At 42.5% G+C, this 15024-nt stretch carries 17 protein-coding genes; 14 read left to right on the top strand and 3 right to left on the bottom strand.

Going from position 1 to position 15024, the window contains the following annotated elements; translation table 11 throughout:
• Positions 1 to 38: 38 nt before the first annotated feature.
• The gene (locus ACLNCV_RS02245; RefSeq protein ID WP_227326056.1) at positions 39 to 938 is read left to right on the top strand and encodes a TDT family transporter; all 900 of its coding nucleotides are present in this window, start codon (positions 39 to 41) and stop codon (positions 936 to 938) included.
• Positions 939 to 962: 24 nt separating this feature from the next.
• Here the strand turns inward: ACLNCV_RS02245 and serS are convergent, their stop codons facing one another.
• From serS to ACLNCV_RS02230, 3 genes are all read right to left on the bottom strand, one after another.
• Complete coding sequence (gene serS, locus ACLNCV_RS02240; protein WP_261050716.1) at positions 963 to 2237, bottom strand: serine--tRNA ligase; 1275 nt, start codon at positions 2235 to 2237, stop codon at positions 963 to 965.
• 213 nt (positions 2238 to 2450) lie between these two features.
• Positions 2451 to 2822 (bottom strand): DUF956 family protein, encoded by a 372-nt coding sequence (locus tag ACLNCV_RS02235; RefSeq protein ID WP_000079345.1) that lies wholly within the window; start codon positions 2820 to 2822, stop codon positions 2451 to 2453.
• 2 nt (positions 2823 to 2824) lie between these two features.
• Entirely contained in the window at positions 2825 to 4189 is a 1365-nt protein-coding gene (locus ACLNCV_RS02230) for an aspartate kinase (RefSeq protein WP_261050718.1), read from the bottom strand.
• A gap of 209 nt (positions 4190 to 4398) precedes the next feature.
• Between ACLNCV_RS02230 and ACLNCV_RS02225 the strand changes: the two genes are divergently transcribed.
• The 13 genes from ACLNCV_RS02225 to ACLNCV_RS02165 all read left to right on the top strand — a co-directional run bounded on the left by ACLNCV_RS02225 (position 4399) and on the right by ACLNCV_RS02165 (position 14960).
• The gene (locus ACLNCV_RS02225; protein ID WP_261050719.1) at positions 4399 to 5184 is read left to right on the top strand and encodes an enoyl-CoA hydratase; all 786 of its coding nucleotides are present in this window, start codon (positions 4399 to 4401) and stop codon (positions 5182 to 5184) included.
• 94 nt (positions 5185 to 5278) lie between these two features.
• Positions 5279 to 5713, top strand: coding sequence for a fatty acid biosynthesis transcriptional regulator FabT (gene fabT / locus ACLNCV_RS02220; protein ID WP_049516235.1), 435 nt, complete (start codon positions 5279 to 5281; stop codon positions 5711 to 5713).
• Positions 5713 to 6687, top strand: a complete 975-nt coding sequence (locus tag ACLNCV_RS02215) for a beta-ketoacyl-ACP synthase III (protein ID WP_049516237.1) — start codon at positions 5713 to 5715, stop codon at positions 6685 to 6687. The genes fabT and ACLNCV_RS02215 overlap by 1 nt, the downstream gene beginning before the upstream one ends.
• A 59-nt stretch (positions 6688 to 6746) precedes the next feature.
• Positions 6747 to 6971 carry an acyl carrier protein gene (locus ACLNCV_RS02210; protein WP_000257838.1) on the top strand — a complete coding sequence of 75 codons (225 nt, stop codon included), beginning with the start codon at positions 6747 to 6749 and terminating at the stop codon, positions 6969 to 6971.
• A gap of 116 nt (positions 6972 to 7087) precedes the next feature.
• Positions 7088 to 8062: an enoyl-[acyl-carrier-protein] reductase FabK gene (gene fabK / locus ACLNCV_RS02205; RefSeq protein WP_045612217.1), complete on the top strand. Its 975-nt coding sequence runs from the start codon at positions 7088 to 7090 to the stop codon at positions 8060 to 8062.
• A complete protein-coding gene (fabD, locus tag ACLNCV_RS02200; protein WP_045612215.1) occupies positions 8055 to 8978 on the top strand; it encodes an ACP S-malonyltransferase in 924 nt (307 codons plus the stop codon). The genes fabK and fabD overlap by 8 nt, the downstream gene beginning before the upstream one ends.
• A gap of 40 nt (positions 8979 to 9018) precedes the next feature.
• Positions 9019 to 9750 carry a 3-oxoacyl-[acyl-carrier-protein] reductase gene (gene fabG, locus ACLNCV_RS02195; protein WP_045612213.1) on the top strand — a complete coding sequence of 244 codons (732 nt, stop codon included), beginning with the start codon at positions 9019 to 9021 and terminating at the stop codon, positions 9748 to 9750.
• A gap of 21 nt (positions 9751 to 9771) precedes the next feature.
• Positions 9772 to 11007 (top strand): beta-ketoacyl-ACP synthase II, encoded by a 1236-nt coding sequence (fabF, locus tag ACLNCV_RS02190; protein WP_000774075.1) that lies wholly within the window; start codon positions 9772 to 9774, stop codon positions 11005 to 11007.
• A gap of 2 nt (positions 11008 to 11009) precedes the next feature.
• Positions 11010 to 11495, top strand: a complete 486-nt coding sequence (gene accB / locus ACLNCV_RS02185) for an acetyl-CoA carboxylase biotin carboxyl carrier protein (protein ID WP_261050726.1) — start codon at positions 11010 to 11012, stop codon at positions 11493 to 11495.
• Entirely contained in the window at positions 11492 to 11914 is a 423-nt protein-coding gene (fabZ, locus tag ACLNCV_RS02180; protein WP_000565509.1) for a 3-hydroxyacyl-ACP dehydratase FabZ, read from the top strand. Before accB ends, fabZ begins: the two co-directional genes overlap by 4 nt.
• Positions 11915 to 11925: 11 nt before the next feature.
• Complete coding sequence (gene accC, locus ACLNCV_RS02175) at positions 11926 to 13293, top strand: acetyl-CoA carboxylase biotin carboxylase subunit (RefSeq protein WP_424844819.1); 1368 nt, start codon at positions 11926 to 11928, stop codon at positions 13291 to 13293.
• Between the two features lie 36 nt (positions 13294 to 13329).
• A complete protein-coding gene (gene accD, locus ACLNCV_RS02170) occupies positions 13330 to 14196 on the top strand; it encodes an acetyl-CoA carboxylase, carboxyltransferase subunit beta (protein ID WP_045604888.1) in 867 nt (288 codons plus the stop codon).
• A complete protein-coding gene (locus ACLNCV_RS02165; RefSeq protein ID WP_115904871.1) occupies positions 14193 to 14960 on the top strand; it encodes an acetyl-CoA carboxylase carboxyl transferase subunit alpha in 768 nt (255 codons plus the stop codon). The genes accD and ACLNCV_RS02165 overlap by 4 nt, the downstream gene beginning before the upstream one ends.
• Positions 14961 to 15024: the final 64 nt, after the last annotated feature.

The following is a 15024-nucleotide window of genomic DNA, read 5'->3' as shown; positions in this document are numbered from 1 at the left end:
ATGCTATACTGAAACTAACATAATTATTGGAGGTTAGGATGAAAAAACTCCCCTTAGTATTTTCTGGTTGTTTGTTAGGTTTGGCAGGAGCTGGGAATCTCGTTTTAGATATGTTGCCAGTGCTGTCACATATACTGAGTATGTCAGGTTTGATTTTGTGGATATTCTTTCTGATTTTTCATCTGCTTAATTGGAAGGAAACCAAAGAAGAATTGACCAAGCCCCCTCTTTTGTCAGGAATGGCTACTTTCCCCATGGCTGGAATGATTTTATCGACTTATGTCTTTCGCGTGTTTCCTCATCTTCCTTTGGTTGCGCAAGGAATCTGGTGGTTTTCATTTCTCTTGGATTTGGCCTTGATTGCTGGTTTCACCATCAAGTTTGCTTGTCCGGGTCGGAGGGTTCATGCAACTCCTAGCTGGACGGTTCTCTATGTGGGGATAGCAGTGGCTGCCTTAACCTATCCTCTTGTAGGCATCATCGAAATTGCCTATGCGACCTTGAGTTTTGGGTTTCTCCTAACCTTCTATCTCTACCCGCTTATTTATAGCGATTTAAAGAAACATCCGCTCCCACTAGCCTTGCTTGGGCAAGAAGGAATTTACTGTGCTCCCTTCTCTCTACTCTTGGCTTCTCTGGTTCGAGTTGGAGGTGCCAGCCTGCCGACTTGGCTCTTGATTGTCATGATCTTGGCTTCCCAATCCTTCTTTTTCTTTGTTTTGACTCGCCTGCCCAATATTTTAAAACAAGGCTTTCAACCAGCCTTCTCAGCCTTAACCTTCCCAACCATTATCACAGCTACTTCGCTTAAGATGGCTCAGGGAATCTTGAAACTTCCATTTTTGGATTATTTGGTAGTGGCTGAAACTGTTATTTGCCTAATCATTTTGCTCTTTGTATTAGGCGCTTATCTGAATTGGTTACGAAAAAAGGTCTAGCTAGAAATAGCTAAACCTTATTTTTTATGGTTTGATAACTGCAGCTCCACCCATGTATGGACGAAGAACTTCTGGGATGGTCACAGAACCGTCTGCATTTTGGTAGTTTTCAAGAATAGCAGCCACTGTACGTCCAACTGCAAGTCCAGAACCGTTCAAGGTATGGAGCAATTTCACCTTACCATCTGCTTCATCACGGTAACGGATTTGGGCACGACGGGCTTGGAAATCTTCTGTGTTTGAACAGCTTGAGATTTCACGGTAGGTATTTTGCGCTGGAATCCAAACTTCCAAGTCGTAAGTCTTCGCAGCTGAGAAGCCCATATCTCCAGTAGAGAGAGCAACGACACGGTATGGAAGGTTGAGTTTTTGAAGAATGTTTTCAGCGTTGGCTGTCATTTTTTCCAATTCTTCGTAAGATTCTTCTGGCTTGGCAAATTTAACCATTTCAACTTTGTGGAATTGGTGCAAACGAATCAAGCCACGAGTATCACGGCCAGCTGAACCAGCCTCAGAACGGAATGAAGGACTCATAGCAGTGAAGTAGATTGGCAGGTCTTTGCCATCCAGGATTTCATCACGGTAGTAGTTTGTTAGAGGAACCTCAGCTGTAGGAATAAGGACATAATTGCTGTCGCTGAGTTCAAAAGTATCTTCCTTGAATTTTGGATATTGACCAGTCCCAAACATAGAGTCGTGGTTAACTATGTAAGGCGTGATGACTTCAGTGTAGCCTTCTTTTCCGTGTTCATCTAGCATAAAGTTGTAGATAGCACGTTCTAGGCGAGCTCCAAGGCCTTTATAGAAGAGGAAGCGAGCACCTGTTACCTTACCACCGCGTTCCCAGTCAAGAATACCAAGGTCTTCACCAAGATCCCAGTGAGCTTTTGGCTCGAAGTCGAACTCGCGTGGAGTACCCCAACGGCGAACTTCCACATTGTCGTCTTCGTCAGCCCCAACAGGAACGCTGTCAGCAGGGATGTTTGGAAGAGTAGTAGTAAATTCTGTCAATTTAGCATCGATTTCTGCCAATTCAGCGTCCAAAGCTTTGACTTCAGCAGATAGAGTTTGCATGGCAGCAATCTTGTCATCTGCATTTTCCTTGTTGCGCTTAGCTTGGGCAATCTCAGCTGAAACTGTGTTACGTTCTGCTTTTAAAGTTTCAACCTTGACCAAGATGTCACGACGTTTAGCATCGATTTCTTTCATTTCATTCAAGACAGCAGTATCTACACCACGTGTAGCCAATTTTTTTGCGACAGCATCAAAGTCTGTACGAATGCGTTTGATATCTAACATAAGAACTCCTTTATGAAAAAAGCACACCTGACAAAGCGTTGGAGTGGCAGGGCCACGGTTCCATCCAACTTCACAGGTGTGCACTTGATTGTTTATGCAATTGTTATTAACGGTAGAATTTCACTTATCTCTCCTATCTGCTCGCAGCACCCGCAGACTTTCTGAAAGAAGAAGATAACCTACTTATCCGTTGTTATGATTATACTAAAGTTTCTACTTTTTTGCAAATAGATTTTTAAATTTTTGACCAATGGTCTGAATCAGGGTCGGAAGTTTGACGACCTTGTCATTACCCAGTTTTTCGCGAGCAATTTTGAGAATGGCACCTGAGTCTTTTGATGCAAAGAGGAATTTTCCTCTGTCTGTAAAGACTTCGAAGTGGCGACTGATTTTGCGACCAGTGACATTGGCTCCAATCTGGTTGATATGGTCCCAAGGAATCTGGATAAATTGTTCGACATTAACATCTGGGTAAAATTCCAGAGCCTGATCTCCGACAAGGAATTTCCCAACTTTCCCAGCTATAGAGAGGTAGGAAGTTCCTGTCGTATTGAGAAGCACTGTTTTGTTAAGAGATTGGGCCATGATTAGTCTTCCTTACTTTCACCGAAAAAGGCATTGTAGAGGGCTTTAATTGCTGCTTTTTCTTGGTCTTTATTGACAACAAACATGATAGACACTTCACTAGAACCTTGAGACATCATCTGGATATTGATCTTGTTTTCAGATAGAGCACGTGTAGCAGTAGCAGTTACTCCGATATGACTCTTCATTTTTTCTCCAACAATCATAATGATTGAAAGGTCATGTTCGATTTCTGCATGGTCTACTTCAGCTTTTTGAACTAACTGACGCAGGATTTCTTCTTCCTTGATAGGAGTTAGTTCACGAGAACGGAGAATGATTGAAAGATCGTCGATACCAGTTGGCATGTGTTCCCAACCGATGTTGAGGTCTTCAAGGATTTGCAGAACCTTGCGACCAAATCCAATCTCGCGGTTCATGAGGTATTTAGACATGTTGATGCTGACAAAGTCAGAATCACCGGCAATTCCTACAACTGGAAATTCATCACTACTGTGTTTTAGAACGATACGAGTACCTGGATGGTCAGGATTGTTGGTATTCTTGATAACCAGAGGAATTTTTCCTCGGTAGGCAGGAAGAAGAGCTTCGTCATGAAGAACTGAGAATCCTGCATAAGCCAACTCACGCATTTCACGGTAGGTCAACTCAGGAATCGAGTGTGGCTGGTGGATAATTCCTGGGTGAGCTGCAAAGATACCATCAACATCCGTAAAGTTTTCATAGAGGTCGGCCTTAACACCTGCAGCAATGATAGAACCTGTAATATCAGAGCCTCCACGTGAGAAGGTACAGATTTGATTTTCCTTGGTAACCCCAAAGAAACCAGGAATGACAAGGACTTCATTTGCGTTTGTTAATTCTTCAATCTTGTCATAACTTGATGGAATGATGCGAGCATGGCCAGGCTCACTTGTGACCACAATACCAGCTTCTCTAGGATGCACATAGCGTGCATCAATCCCATTTTGGTTAAAATAGGCAGCAATCAATTTAGCATTGTTATTTTCACCGGCTGCTAGGAAGGTATCGTAGAGAAATTCATTCTCTTCAATAGGAAGAGTGGCCAAAGCGCGAATGCTTTTAGAAATTTTTTCTAAAACAGCTGGTTTTAGCCCTAGTTCACTAACCATAGCAGCATAGCGGTCGATAATCCAGTTTTGACTCTTACTAATATCGTTACCAGCAACATAGTCGCGGTAGTATTTAATTAAGGCATCCGTAACCTTAGTATCTTCAGCATTGCGTTTACCAGGCGCAGAAACGACTACAAAACGACGCTCTGAATCGCTTTTTACGATGTTTAAAACTTTTTCTAATTGACTAGCAGAGGCAAGAGAGCTACCTCCAAATTTAACAACTTTCATAAGAACTCCTAAAGTAAGTATTTTATACGATTATAGCAGAAAGAAAGCCTTTTTTCAATGAAGAAAATAAGATGCGTTCTAGTATAAAGCGAGCCTTTCTAATCGGCTGAGACACTTTCAGTTGATTTTTTCTTGCTTTCTGATTTTAAAAAAGATATACTTTGAAAATAAAATAATTTAACCAGCTTATAAAATAAAAAGGAGTTCAAATGGAACACATTATTTATCAGCTTGAAGAGGATTTGGCAATCCTTACCTTGAATCGTCCTGAGGTCGCGAATGGTTTTCATATTCCTATGTGTGAGGAGATTTTAGAAGCTCTGACTTTGGCAGAAGAGGATCCGGCTGTGCATTTTGTCTTAATCAACGCGAATGGCAAAGTCTTCTCTGTTGGGGGAGATTTGGTTGAGATGAAGCGAGCAGTCGATGAGGATGATATTCCATCATTGACGAAAATCGCAGAATTGGTCAATACTATTTCTTATAAAATCAAGCAAATTGCTAAACCTGTCTTGATGGAGGTTGATGGGGCTGTTGCAGGTGCCGCAGCGAATATGGCTGTTGCTGCAGATTTCTGTCTGGCAACGGATAAGGCTAAATTTATCCAAGCTTTTGTTGGAGTTGGCTTGGCTCCGGATGCAGGAGGAATTCATCTCTTGAGTCGAAGTATTGGTGTGACGCGTGCTGCTCAATTGGCTATGACAGGTGAGGCTTTGAACGCAGAAAAAGCTCTAGAGTGGGGTCTTGTTTATCGGGTCTCTGAAGCTGATAAACTTGAAAAGACGAGAGAACAGCTTCTTAAAAAATTGAGACGCGGGTCAGCTAATTCCTATGCTGCCATCAAGAAGTTGGTTTGGGAGAGTCAATTTAAAGACTGGCAAGATTATGCTGCTTTAGAACTGAACCTACAGGAATCACTAGCGAAAACAGAGGATTTCAAAGAAGGAGTTCGGGCTCATTCGGAAAGAAGACGACCTAAATTTACAGGAAAATAAAAAAATACTTGCACCATTCTTTGAACTTTGATATAATTCTTTTGTCAAATGTTTTGATTCTAAAAGTTTTTTTTGAAAAGGAGGGAAGGAAAGATTGGACTACCAACGAATTAATGAATATTTAACATCTATATTTAATAATGTCCTCGTTATCGAGGAAGTTAGCTTGAGGGGTAGTCGTTTCAAAGATATCTCCATCAAAGAAATGCATACGATTGATGTGATTGGGAAATTCCCAGATGTGACACCAAGTCAAGTGTCAAAAGAGTTGATGGTGACTCTTGGGACAGTTACGACTAGTTTGAATAATCTCGAACGCAAGGGTTACATTGAACGCGTTCGTTCAGAACATGATAGACGTGTGGTGCATCTGCATTTGACAAAGAAAGGTCGCTTGGTTCATAGGCTACATAAACGCTTCCATAAGACCATGGTTGAAAAAATCATCGATGGTATGAGTAAGCAAGAAATTGAGATTATGAGCAAAGGTTTGACTAATCTTTATCAATTTTTGGAGGATTTGAGATAATGGCTTTTGCAAAAATAAGCCAGGTTGCTCATTATGTGCCAGAGCAAGTGGTTACAAATCATGATTTGGCCCAGATTATGGATACCAATGATGAGTGGATTTCAAGTCGGACGGGAATACGTCAAAGGCATATTTCAAGAACAGAATCTACTAGTGATTTGGCTACAGAGGTTGCTAAGAAACTGATGGCAAAAGCTGGAATCACAGGAGAAGAGCTGGATTTTATCATTCTAGCTACTATTACTCCAGATTCGATGATGCCCTCTACAGCTGCTCGTGTTCAAGCTAATATTGGTGCTAATAAGGCCTTTGCTTTTGACCTAACAGCGGCTTGCAGTGGATTTGTATTTGCTCTTTCAACTGCTGAAAAGTTTATCGCTTCTGGTCGCTTTCAAAAAGGCTTAGTGATTGGTAGTGAAACCCTCTCTAAGGCAGTTGATTGGTCAGATCGATCAACAGCTGTTTTGTTTGGAGATGGTGCTGGTGGAGTCTTGCTAGAAACTAGCGAGCAAGAGCATTTCTTAGCTGAGAGTCTCAATAGCGATGGAAGTCGCAGTGAGTGTCTGACCTATGGACATTCAGGCTTGCATTCTCCATTTTCAGATCAAGAAAATGCAGATTCATTTTTGAAGATGGATGGACGCGCAGTCTTTGATTTTGCCATTAGAGATGTAGCCAAGTCTATCAAACAGACTATTGATGAGTCTCCTATAGAGGCGACAGACTTGGATTATTTACTACTTCATCAGGCTAATGACCGTATCTTGGATAAGATGGCTAGAAAAATCGGTGTCGACCGAGCTAAACTTCCAGCAAATATGATGGAGTATGGAAATACCAGTGCAGCCAGTATCCCGATTTTACTTTCAGAGTGTGTAGAACAAGGCCTCATCCGTTTAGACGGTAGCCAGACTGTTCTTCTATCAGGCTTCGGTGGAGGCTTGACCTGGGGCACGCTCATTCTTACAATTTAGGTAATCATGTGGTGAACACATTGTTATAAAAAAACTATTTATTTTAAAGGAGTCCTATCATGGCAGTATTTGAAAAAGTACAAGAAATTATCGTTGAAGAACTTGGAAAAGACGCATCAGAAGTAACACTTGAATCAACTTTTGATGATTTAGACGCAGATTCATTGGACTTGTTCCAAGTAATCTCAGAAATCGAAGATGCTTTTGATATCCAAATCGAAGCAGAAGATGACTTGAAAACAGTTGGTGACTTGGTTGCCTACGTTGAAGAGCAAACAAAATAAGCAGAATACAAATAGAAGGAGTAGGGAAACCCGCTCCCTCTTGTTTAGGCAATAGTTTGATTGTCAAATTATGACGGTATCGAACTATTACGTAAGCAAGAAACGATGGAGGCACTATGAAAACACGTATTACAGAATTATTGAACATTGATTATCCTATTTTCCAAGGAGGAATGGCCTGGGTTGCTGATGGTGATTTGGCAGGAGCTGTTTCCAAGGCTGGAGGACTAGGGATTATCGGTGGGGGGAATGCCCCTAAAGAAGTTGTCAAGGCAAATATTGATAAAATCAAATCATTGACTGATAAACCCTTTGGTGTCAACATCATGCTCTTGTCTCCCTTTGTGGAAGATATTGTAGACCTCGTTATCGAGGAAGGGGTTAAGGTAGTTACAACAGGCGCAGGAAATCCAAGCAAATACATGGAACGTTTCCATGAAGCTGGTATTACGGTTATTCCTGTTGTACCAAGTGTTGCCCTAGCTAAACGCATGGAAAAAATCGGTGCGGATGCTGTTATTGCAGAAGGAATGGAGGCCGGGGGGCATATCGGTAAATTAACAACCATGACCTTGGTTCGCCAGGTTGCTGCTGCTGTATCTATTCCAGTTATTGCTGCAGGAGGGATTGCGGATGGTGAAGGTGTTGCAGCTGGCTTTATGCTAGGTGCAGAGGCTGTTCAGGTTGGAACTCGTTTTGTCGTTGCAAAAGAGTCTAATGCCCATCCAAATTATAAGGCGAAAATTTTAAAAGCTAGAGATATTGATACTACGATTTCAGCTCAACACTTTGGACATGCTGTTCGTGCGATTAAAAATCAGTTGACTCGTGATTTTGAACAAGCTGAAAAAGATGCTTTTAAACAAGAAAATCCAGATTTGGAAATTTTTGAACAAATGGGAGCAGGTGCTCTAGCCAAAGCGGTTGTTCACGGAGATGTGGATGGTGGATCTGTTATGGCAGGTCAAATTGCAGGCCTTGTTTCCAAAGAAGAAACCGTTGAAGAAATCCTAAAAGATTTGTATTACGGAGCAGCTAAGAAAATTCAAGAAGAAGCCTCTCGTTGGGCAGGAGTTGTAAGAAATGACTAAAACAGCCTTTTTATTTGCTGGTCAAGGTGCCCAGTATCTAGGTATGGGACGGGAACTCTATAATCAGTATCCGATTGTCAAAGAAACGATTGATCAAGCGAGTCAGGTACTCGGTTATGATTTGCGTTATCTTATTGATACAGAAGAAGAAAAACTCAATCAGACCCGCTATACGCAACCAGCTATTTTAGCAACTTCAGTTGCTATCTATCGTTTATTGCAAGAAAAGGGCTATCAACCTGATATGGTTGCTGGTTTGTCTCTTGGAGAATATTCTGCCTTGGTGGCCAGCGGTGCCTTGGATTTTGGAGAAGCGGTTGCTTTGGTTGCTAAGCGTGGCGCCTATATGGAAGAAGCGGCCCCTGCTGGTTCTGGCAAGATGGTAGCAGTTCTCAATACGCCAGTAGAGGTTATTGAAGAAGTCTGTCGAAAAGCTTCTGAACTTGGAGTAGTTACCCCAGCCAACTATAATACACCTGCACAAATCGTGATTGGTGGAGAAGTGGTAGCAGTTGATCGAGCTGTCGAACTCTTGCAGGAAGCAGGAGCTAAACGCTTGATTCCTCTTAAGGTTTCAGGACCTTTTCATACCGCTCTCCTTGAGCCTGCTAGCCAGAAACTAGCTGAAACTCTAGCTCAGGTAAGTTTTTCAGATTTTACTTGTCCTCTAGTTGGCAATACAGAAGCTGCAGTTATGCAAAAAGAAGACATTGCTCAACTCTTGACGCGTCAGGTCAAAGAGCCAGTTCGTTTCTATGAAAGTATTGCAGTTATGCAAGAAGCAGGCGTAACTAACTTTATCGAGATTGGACCGGGGAAAGTCTTGTCAGGCTTTGTCAAAAAAATTGATAAGACAGCTAAACTAGCCAATGTTGAAGATCAGGCTAGTTTGGAAACTTTGCTAGAAAACAAGTAATCCCTTCTCCCATAAATACAAGAGAAAACAGGAGAAAAGAATGCAACTAAAAAATAAAAATATCTTTATTACAGGTTCGAGTCGTGGAATTGGTCTTGCCATTGCCCATAAGTTTGCTCAAACAGGAGCCAATATTGTCTTAAACAGTCGTGGGACAATCTCAGAGGACTTGCTAGCCGAGTTTTCAAACTATGGTGTCAAGGTGGTTCCTATATCAGGAGACGTGTCCGATTTTGCAGACGCTAAGCGTATGGTTGATCAAGCTATTGCTGAGCTGGGTTCAGTAGATGTTTTGGTCAACAATGCAGGGATTACCCAAGATACCCTTATGCTCAAGATGACAGAAGCGGATTTTGAAAAAGTACTCAAGGTTAACTTGACTGGTGCCTTTAACATGACACAATCAGTCTTAAAACCGATGATGAAAGCCAGAGAAGGTGCTATCATTAATATGTCTAGTGTTGTTGGTTTGATGGGAAATATCGGTCAAGCTAACTATGCAGCTTCTAAGGCTGGTTTGATTGGTTTTACCAAGTCTGTGGCGCGTGAAGTGGCCAATCGCAATATCAGAGTTAATGCTATTGCACCTGGAATGATTGAGTCCGATATGACAGCTGTTCTATCAGACAAGGTAAAAGATGCTATGCTGGCGCAAATTCCTATGAAAGAATTTGGGCAGGCAGAGCAGGTTGCAGATTTGACAGTATTTTTAACAGGCCAAGATTATCTAACTGGTCAAGTGGTTGCCATTGATGGTGGCTTAAGTATGTAGCAGAAGCTAGAGGTAAAAAAGATGAAACTAAATCGCGTAGTAGTAACAGGTTATGGAGTAACATCTCCAATCGGAAATACACCAGAAGAATTTTGGAATAGTTTGACAACTGGAAAAATCGGAATTGGTCAAATTACGAAATTTGATCATAGTGACTTTGATGTGCATAATGCAGCAGAAATCCAAGATTTTCCTTTTGATAAATACTTTGTTAAGAAAGATACCAATCGTTTCGATAACTATTCTTTGTATGCCTTGTACGCAGCCCAAGAGGCTGTCAATCACGCTAATCTCGATGTAGAGACTCTTGATAAAGATCGTTTTGGTGTTATTGTGGCCTCTGGTATTGGTGGAATCAAGGAAATTGAAGATCAAGTGCTTCGCCTAAATGACAAAGGGCCAAAACGTGTGAAACCATTGACCCTTCCGAAAGCCTTGCCAAATATGGCTTCAGGAAATGTTGCTATGCGTTTTGGAGCAAACGGTGTTTGTAAATCTATCAATACTGCCTGCGCTTCATCAAATGACGCGATTGGGGATGCCTTCCGCTCAATTAAATTTGGTTTCCAAGACGTTATGTTGGTAGGTGGTTCAGAAGCCTCTATCACACCTTTTGCTATTGCTGGTTTCCAAGCCCTAACTGCTCTCTCAACTACAGAGGACCCAACTCGTGCTTCCATTCCATTTGATAAGGACCGCAATGGTTTTGTCATGGGAGAAGGTTCAGGGATGTTGGTTCTTGAAAGTCTTGAACACGCTGAAAAACGTGGGGCGACTATCCTTGCTGAAGTGGTTGGTTACGGAAATACCTGTGATGCCTACCATATGACTTCACCACATCCAGAAGGTCAGGGAGCTATCAAGGCCATCAAACTCGCTTTGGAAGAAGCTGAGATTTCTCCAGAACAAGTAGCCTATGTCAATGCTCACGGAACCTCAACTCCTGCTAATGAAAAAGGAGAAAGTGGTGCTATCGTAGCTGTTCTTGGTAAGGAAGTACCTGTATCATCAACTAAGTCTTTCACAGGACATTTGCTGGGAGCTGCGGGTGCAGTAGAAGCTATCGTCACAATCGAAGCTATGCGTCATAACTTTGTACCAATGACAGCTGGAACAAGTGAAGTATCAGATTATATCGAAGCCAATGTCGTTTATGGACAAGGCTTGGAGCAAGAAATTCCATACGCTATTTCAAATACCTTTGGTTTTGGTGGCCACAATGCCGTTCTTGCTTTCAAACGTTGGGAGAATAAATAAGTATGAATTTAAACGATATTAAAGACTTGATGGCTCAATTTGACCAGTCAAGTTTGAGAGAATTTTCTTATAAAAACGGGACGGATGAGTTGCAGTTTAGCAAAAATGAAGCGAGACTTGTGCCTGAAGTTTCAGCTCAAGTCGCTCCAGCGCCCGTTCTAACAACACCAAGTCCAGTAGCTCCTACATCTGCTCCAGCAGAGACTGTAGTGGAAGAAACTTCGGCACCAGCTGAAGCAAGTGTGGTTGCTGAGGGAGATGTTGTAGAGAGCCCACTTGTTGGGGTGGCTTACTTGGCTGCTGGTCCTGATAAACCTGCCTTCGTTACAGTTGGTGATACTGTCAAAAAAGGTCAAACATTGGTCATCATCGAAGCCATGAAAGTTATGAATGAAATTCCTGCACCTAAGGATGGTGTGGTAACAGAAATTCTCGTTTCTAATGAAGAAATGGTTGAGTTTGGTAAAGGATTGGTACGTATCAAATGATCGATATTCAAGGAATCAAAGAAGCCCTTCCCCACCGTTATCCTATGCTCCTAGTGGACCGTGTGTTGGAAGTGAGCGAGGATACTATTGTTGCTATCAAAAATGTAACCATCAATGAGCCCTTCTTCAACGGTCATTTTCCTCAATACCCTGTCATGCCAGGTGTTCTGATTATGGAAGCCTTGGCGCAAACAGCTGGTGTCTTGGAGTTATCAAAACCTGAAAATAAGGGGAAACTGGTCTTTTACGCTGGTATGGACAAGGTTAAGTTCAAGAAGCAAGTTGTGCCTGGAGACCAATTGCTTATGACAGCGACTTTTGTCAAACGTCGTGGCACGATTGCTGTGGTTGAAGCAAAGGCTGAAGTGGATGGCAAGCTTGCAGCTAGTGGTACTCTTACCTTTGCAATAGGGAACTAAGGAGGTTCTCCATGTTTCGAAAAATTTTAATTGCCAATCGTGGTGAAATTGCGGTTCGTATTATCCGTGCGGCGCGTGAATTGGGCATTGCAACGGTGGCGGTTTATTCAACTGCTGATAAGGAAGCTCTTCATACGCTTTTGGCAGATGAAGCAGTTTGTATTGGCCCTGGTAAGCCAACAGAGTCTTATCTCAATATTAATGCGGTTCTATCAGCTGCAGTCTTGACTGAGGCGGAAGCCATTCACCCCGGTTTCGGATTTCTCAGTGAAAATTCCAAATTTGCAACCATGTGTGAAGAGGTAGGTATTAAGTTTATCGGCCCATCTGGTCATGTCATGGATATGATGGGAGACAAAATCAATGCGCGTGCTCAGATGATCAAAGCTGGTGTTCCAGTCATTCCAGGTTCAGATGGAGAAGTGCATAACTCTGAGGAAGCTTTGATTGTTGCTGAAAAAATTGGCTACCCTGTTATGCTCAAGGCTTCAGCAGGTGGAGGTGGTAAAGGGATTCGTAAGGTTGAAAAACCAGAAGACCTCGTTTCAGCCTTTGAAACTGCCTCTAGTGAAGCCAAGGTCAATTATGGCAATGGTGCCATGTACATAGAACGGGTTATCTATCCAGCTCGTCACATTGAGGTTCAAATCCTAGGAGATGAACACGGAAATGTGATTCATTTAGGTGAACGGGATTGTTCTCTTCAACGGAATAACCAAAAGGTTTTAGAAGAAAGTCCTTCGATTGCAATCGGAAAAACGCTGCGTCATGAAATCGGTGCTGCGGCTGTTCGAGCGGCAGAGTCTGTTGGCTATGAGAATGCAGGGACAATTGAGTTTCTTCTTGATGAAGCCAGTGGCAAATTCTATTTCATGGAGATGAATACTCGTGTACAGGTAGAACATCCTGTTACAGAGTTTGTTTCAGGTGTGGATATCGTTAAGGAACAGATTCGCATTGCGGCAGGTCAACCTCTGTCTGTTAAGCAAGAAGATATTGTCCTACGCGGTCATGCCATCGAGTGTCGTATCAATGCAGAAAATCCAGCCTTCAACTTTGCTCCAAGTCCAGGTAAGATTACTAATCTCTATCTGCCGAGTGGTGGAGTTGGCTTGCGCGTAGATTCAGCAGTTTATCCAGGCTATACTATTCCACCTTATTATGACAGTATGATTGCCAAAATCATCGTTCACGGTGAAAATCGTTTTGATGCCTTGATGAAAATGCAACGTGCCCTCTATGAATTAGAGATTGAAGGGGTGCAGACCAATGCAGATTTCCAGCTTGACCTCATTTCAAATCGCAATGTCATTGCTGGAGATTACGATACTTCCTTCTTGATGGAAACCTTCTTACCCAAATATCAAGAAAAAGAATAAAATGACTTCAAGAGTTTAAACCGAAAAGGGGAATCAATGGCTCTATTTAGTAAAAAAGATAAGTATATTCGAATCAATCCCAATCGTTCGGTTAGGGAAAAACCTCAAGCCAAGCCAGAGGTTCCAGATGAATTATTCTCCCAGTGTCCAGGCTGTAAGCATACCATTTATCAGAAGGATCTGGGAAGTGAGCGTATCTGCCCATATTGTAGCTATACCTTTCGTATTTCTGCCCAAGAACGCTTGGCTTTGACGATTGATATGGGAACCTTCAAGGAATTGTTTACAGGGATTGAGAGCAAGGATCCCTTGCATTTCCCTGGTTATCAAAAGAAACTAGCAACTATGCGTGAAAAAACAGGTCTGGATGAAGCCGTTGTGACAGGAACAGCTCTTATAAAAGGCCAGACTGTGGCTCTTGGGATTATGGATTCCAACTTTATCATGGCTTCTATGGGTACGGTTGTAGGTGAAAAAATCACTCGCTTGTTTGAGTATGCGACTGTTGAACAGTTGCCAGTTGTTCTCTTCACAGCCTCTGGTGGAGCCCGTATGCAGGAAGGAATAATGAGTCTCATGCAGATGGCCAAGATTTCTGCAGCAGTTAAACGGCATTCAAATGCTGGTCTCTTTTATCTGACCATTTTGACAGATCCAACGACAGGTGGTGTGACAGCTTCTTTCGCTATGGAAGGCGATATCATTATGGCTGAACCACAGAGTTTGGTCGGTTTTGCTGGGCGTCGTGTCATTGAAAATACGGTTCGTGAAAGCTTGCCTGAGGATTTCCAAAAGGCAGAATTCCTATTGGAACATGGCTTTGTGGATGCTATTGTCAAAAGAAGAGATTTGCCAGATACGATTGCTAGCCTAGTCAGATTGCACGGAGGGGGTCCTAGATGAATATTGCAAAAATAGTCAGAGAAGCGCGTGAGCAGAGTCGCTTGACAACCTTGGACTTTGCGACAAGTATTTTTGATGACTTTATCCAATTACACGGTGACCGTTCTTTTCGTGACGATGGTGCAGTTGTTGGTGGTATTGGTTGGCTTGGAGATCAAGCTGTAACAGTGGTTGGTATCCAAAAAGGCAAGAGCTTACAAGATAACCTCAAGCGGAATTTTGGACAACCACATCCAGAAGGCTACCGCAAGGCCCTACGTTTGATGAAACAGGCTGAAAAGTTTGGCCGTCCAGTTGTGACCTTTATCAATACTGCAGGTGCCTATCCTGGTGTCGGCGCGGAAGAACGCGGTCAAGGAGAGGCCATCGCTCGCAATCTCATGGAAATGAGTGACCTGAAAGTTCCGATTATCGCCATTATTATCGGTGAAGGTGGTTCAGGAGGAGCTCTGGCTCTAGCCGTCGCAGACCGTGTCTGGATGCTGGAAAATTCTATCTATGCCATTCTCAGTCCAGAAGGTTTTGCTTCTATTCTATGGAAAGATGGCAGTCGTGCTATGGAAGCGGCAGAACTGATGAAAATCACTTCGCATGAACTGTTAGAAATGAACGTGGTGGATAATGTGATTTCTGAAGCAGGACTTTCGAGCAAAGAACTGATTAAGACTGTCAAAAAAGAACTCCAAGCTGAGCTATCTATACTCTCACAAAAACCGCTAGAAGCGTTGTTGGAAGAGCGTTACCAACGATTTAGAAAATACTAAAAATGACTATATGAGACTAGAAAGGTCTCATTTTTTATAGGAAAATGCACTTTAGGCCGAAAAA

The organism is Streptococcus sp. CL5.50 (genome assembly GCF_049738015.1).
In the GTDB taxonomy this organism is placed as follows: domain Bacteria; phylum Bacillota; class Bacilli; order Lactobacillales; family Streptococcaceae; genus Streptococcus; species Streptococcus mitis_CA.
This window is presented reverse-complemented; position numbering and strand designations above follow the sequence as displayed.

What these genes read in the sequence shown, in the direction of transcription:
- fabZ (WP_000565509.1), top strand. Translation starts at nt 11,492, where the DNA reads ATGATCGATATTCAAGGAATCAAAGAAGCCCTTCCCCACCGTTATCCT.
- accB (WP_261050726.1), top strand. Translation starts at nt 11,010, where the DNA reads ATGAATTTAAACGATATTAAAGACTTGATGGCTCAATTTGACCAGTCA.
- ACLNCV_RS02165 (WP_115904871.1), top strand. Translation starts at nt 14,193, where the DNA reads ATGAATATTGCAAAAATAGTCAGAGAAGCGCGTGAGCAGAGTCGCTTG.
- ACLNCV_RS02210 (WP_000257838.1), top strand. Translation starts at nt 6,747, where the DNA reads ATGGCAGTATTTGAAAAAGTACAAGAAATTATCGTTGAAGAACTTGGA.
- ACLNCV_RS02230 (WP_261050718.1), bottom strand. Translation starts at nt 4,189, where the DNA reads ATGAAAGTTGTTAAATTTGGAGGTAGCTCTCTTGCCTCTGCTAGTCAA.
- ACLNCV_RS02235 (WP_000079345.1), bottom strand. Translation starts at nt 2,822, where the DNA reads ATGGCCCAATCTCTTAACAAAACAGTGCTTCTCAATACGACAGGAACT.
- accC (WP_424844819.1), top strand. Translation starts at nt 11,926, where the DNA reads ATGTTTCGAAAAATTTTAATTGCCAATCGTGGTGAAATTGCGGTTCGT.
- accD (WP_045604888.1), top strand. Translation starts at nt 13,330, where the DNA reads ATGGCTCTATTTAGTAAAAAAGATAAGTATATTCGAATCAATCCCAAT.
- fabD (WP_045612215.1), top strand. Translation starts at nt 8,055, where the DNA reads ATGACTAAAACAGCCTTTTTATTTGCTGGTCAAGGTGCCCAGTATCTA.
- ACLNCV_RS02215 (WP_049516237.1), top strand. Translation starts at nt 5,713, where the DNA reads ATGGCTTTTGCAAAAATAAGCCAGGTTGCTCATTATGTGCCAGAGCAA.
- serS (WP_261050716.1), bottom strand. Translation starts at nt 2,237, where the DNA reads ATGTTAGATATCAAACGCATTCGTACAGACTTTGATGCTGTCGCAAAA.
- ACLNCV_RS02225 (WP_261050719.1), top strand. Translation starts at nt 4,399, where the DNA reads ATGGAACACATTATTTATCAGCTTGAAGAGGATTTGGCAATCCTTACC.
- fabK (WP_045612217.1), top strand. Translation starts at nt 7,088, where the DNA reads ATGAAAACACGTATTACAGAATTATTGAACATTGATTATCCTATTTTC.
- ACLNCV_RS02245 (WP_227326056.1), top strand. Translation starts at nt 39, where the DNA reads ATGAAAAAACTCCCCTTAGTATTTTCTGGTTGTTTGTTAGGTTTGGCA.
- fabF (WP_000774075.1), top strand. Translation starts at nt 9,772, where the DNA reads ATGAAACTAAATCGCGTAGTAGTAACAGGTTATGGAGTAACATCTCCA.
- fabG (WP_045612213.1), top strand. Translation starts at nt 9,019, where the DNA reads ATGCAACTAAAAAATAAAAATATCTTTATTACAGGTTCGAGTCGTGGA.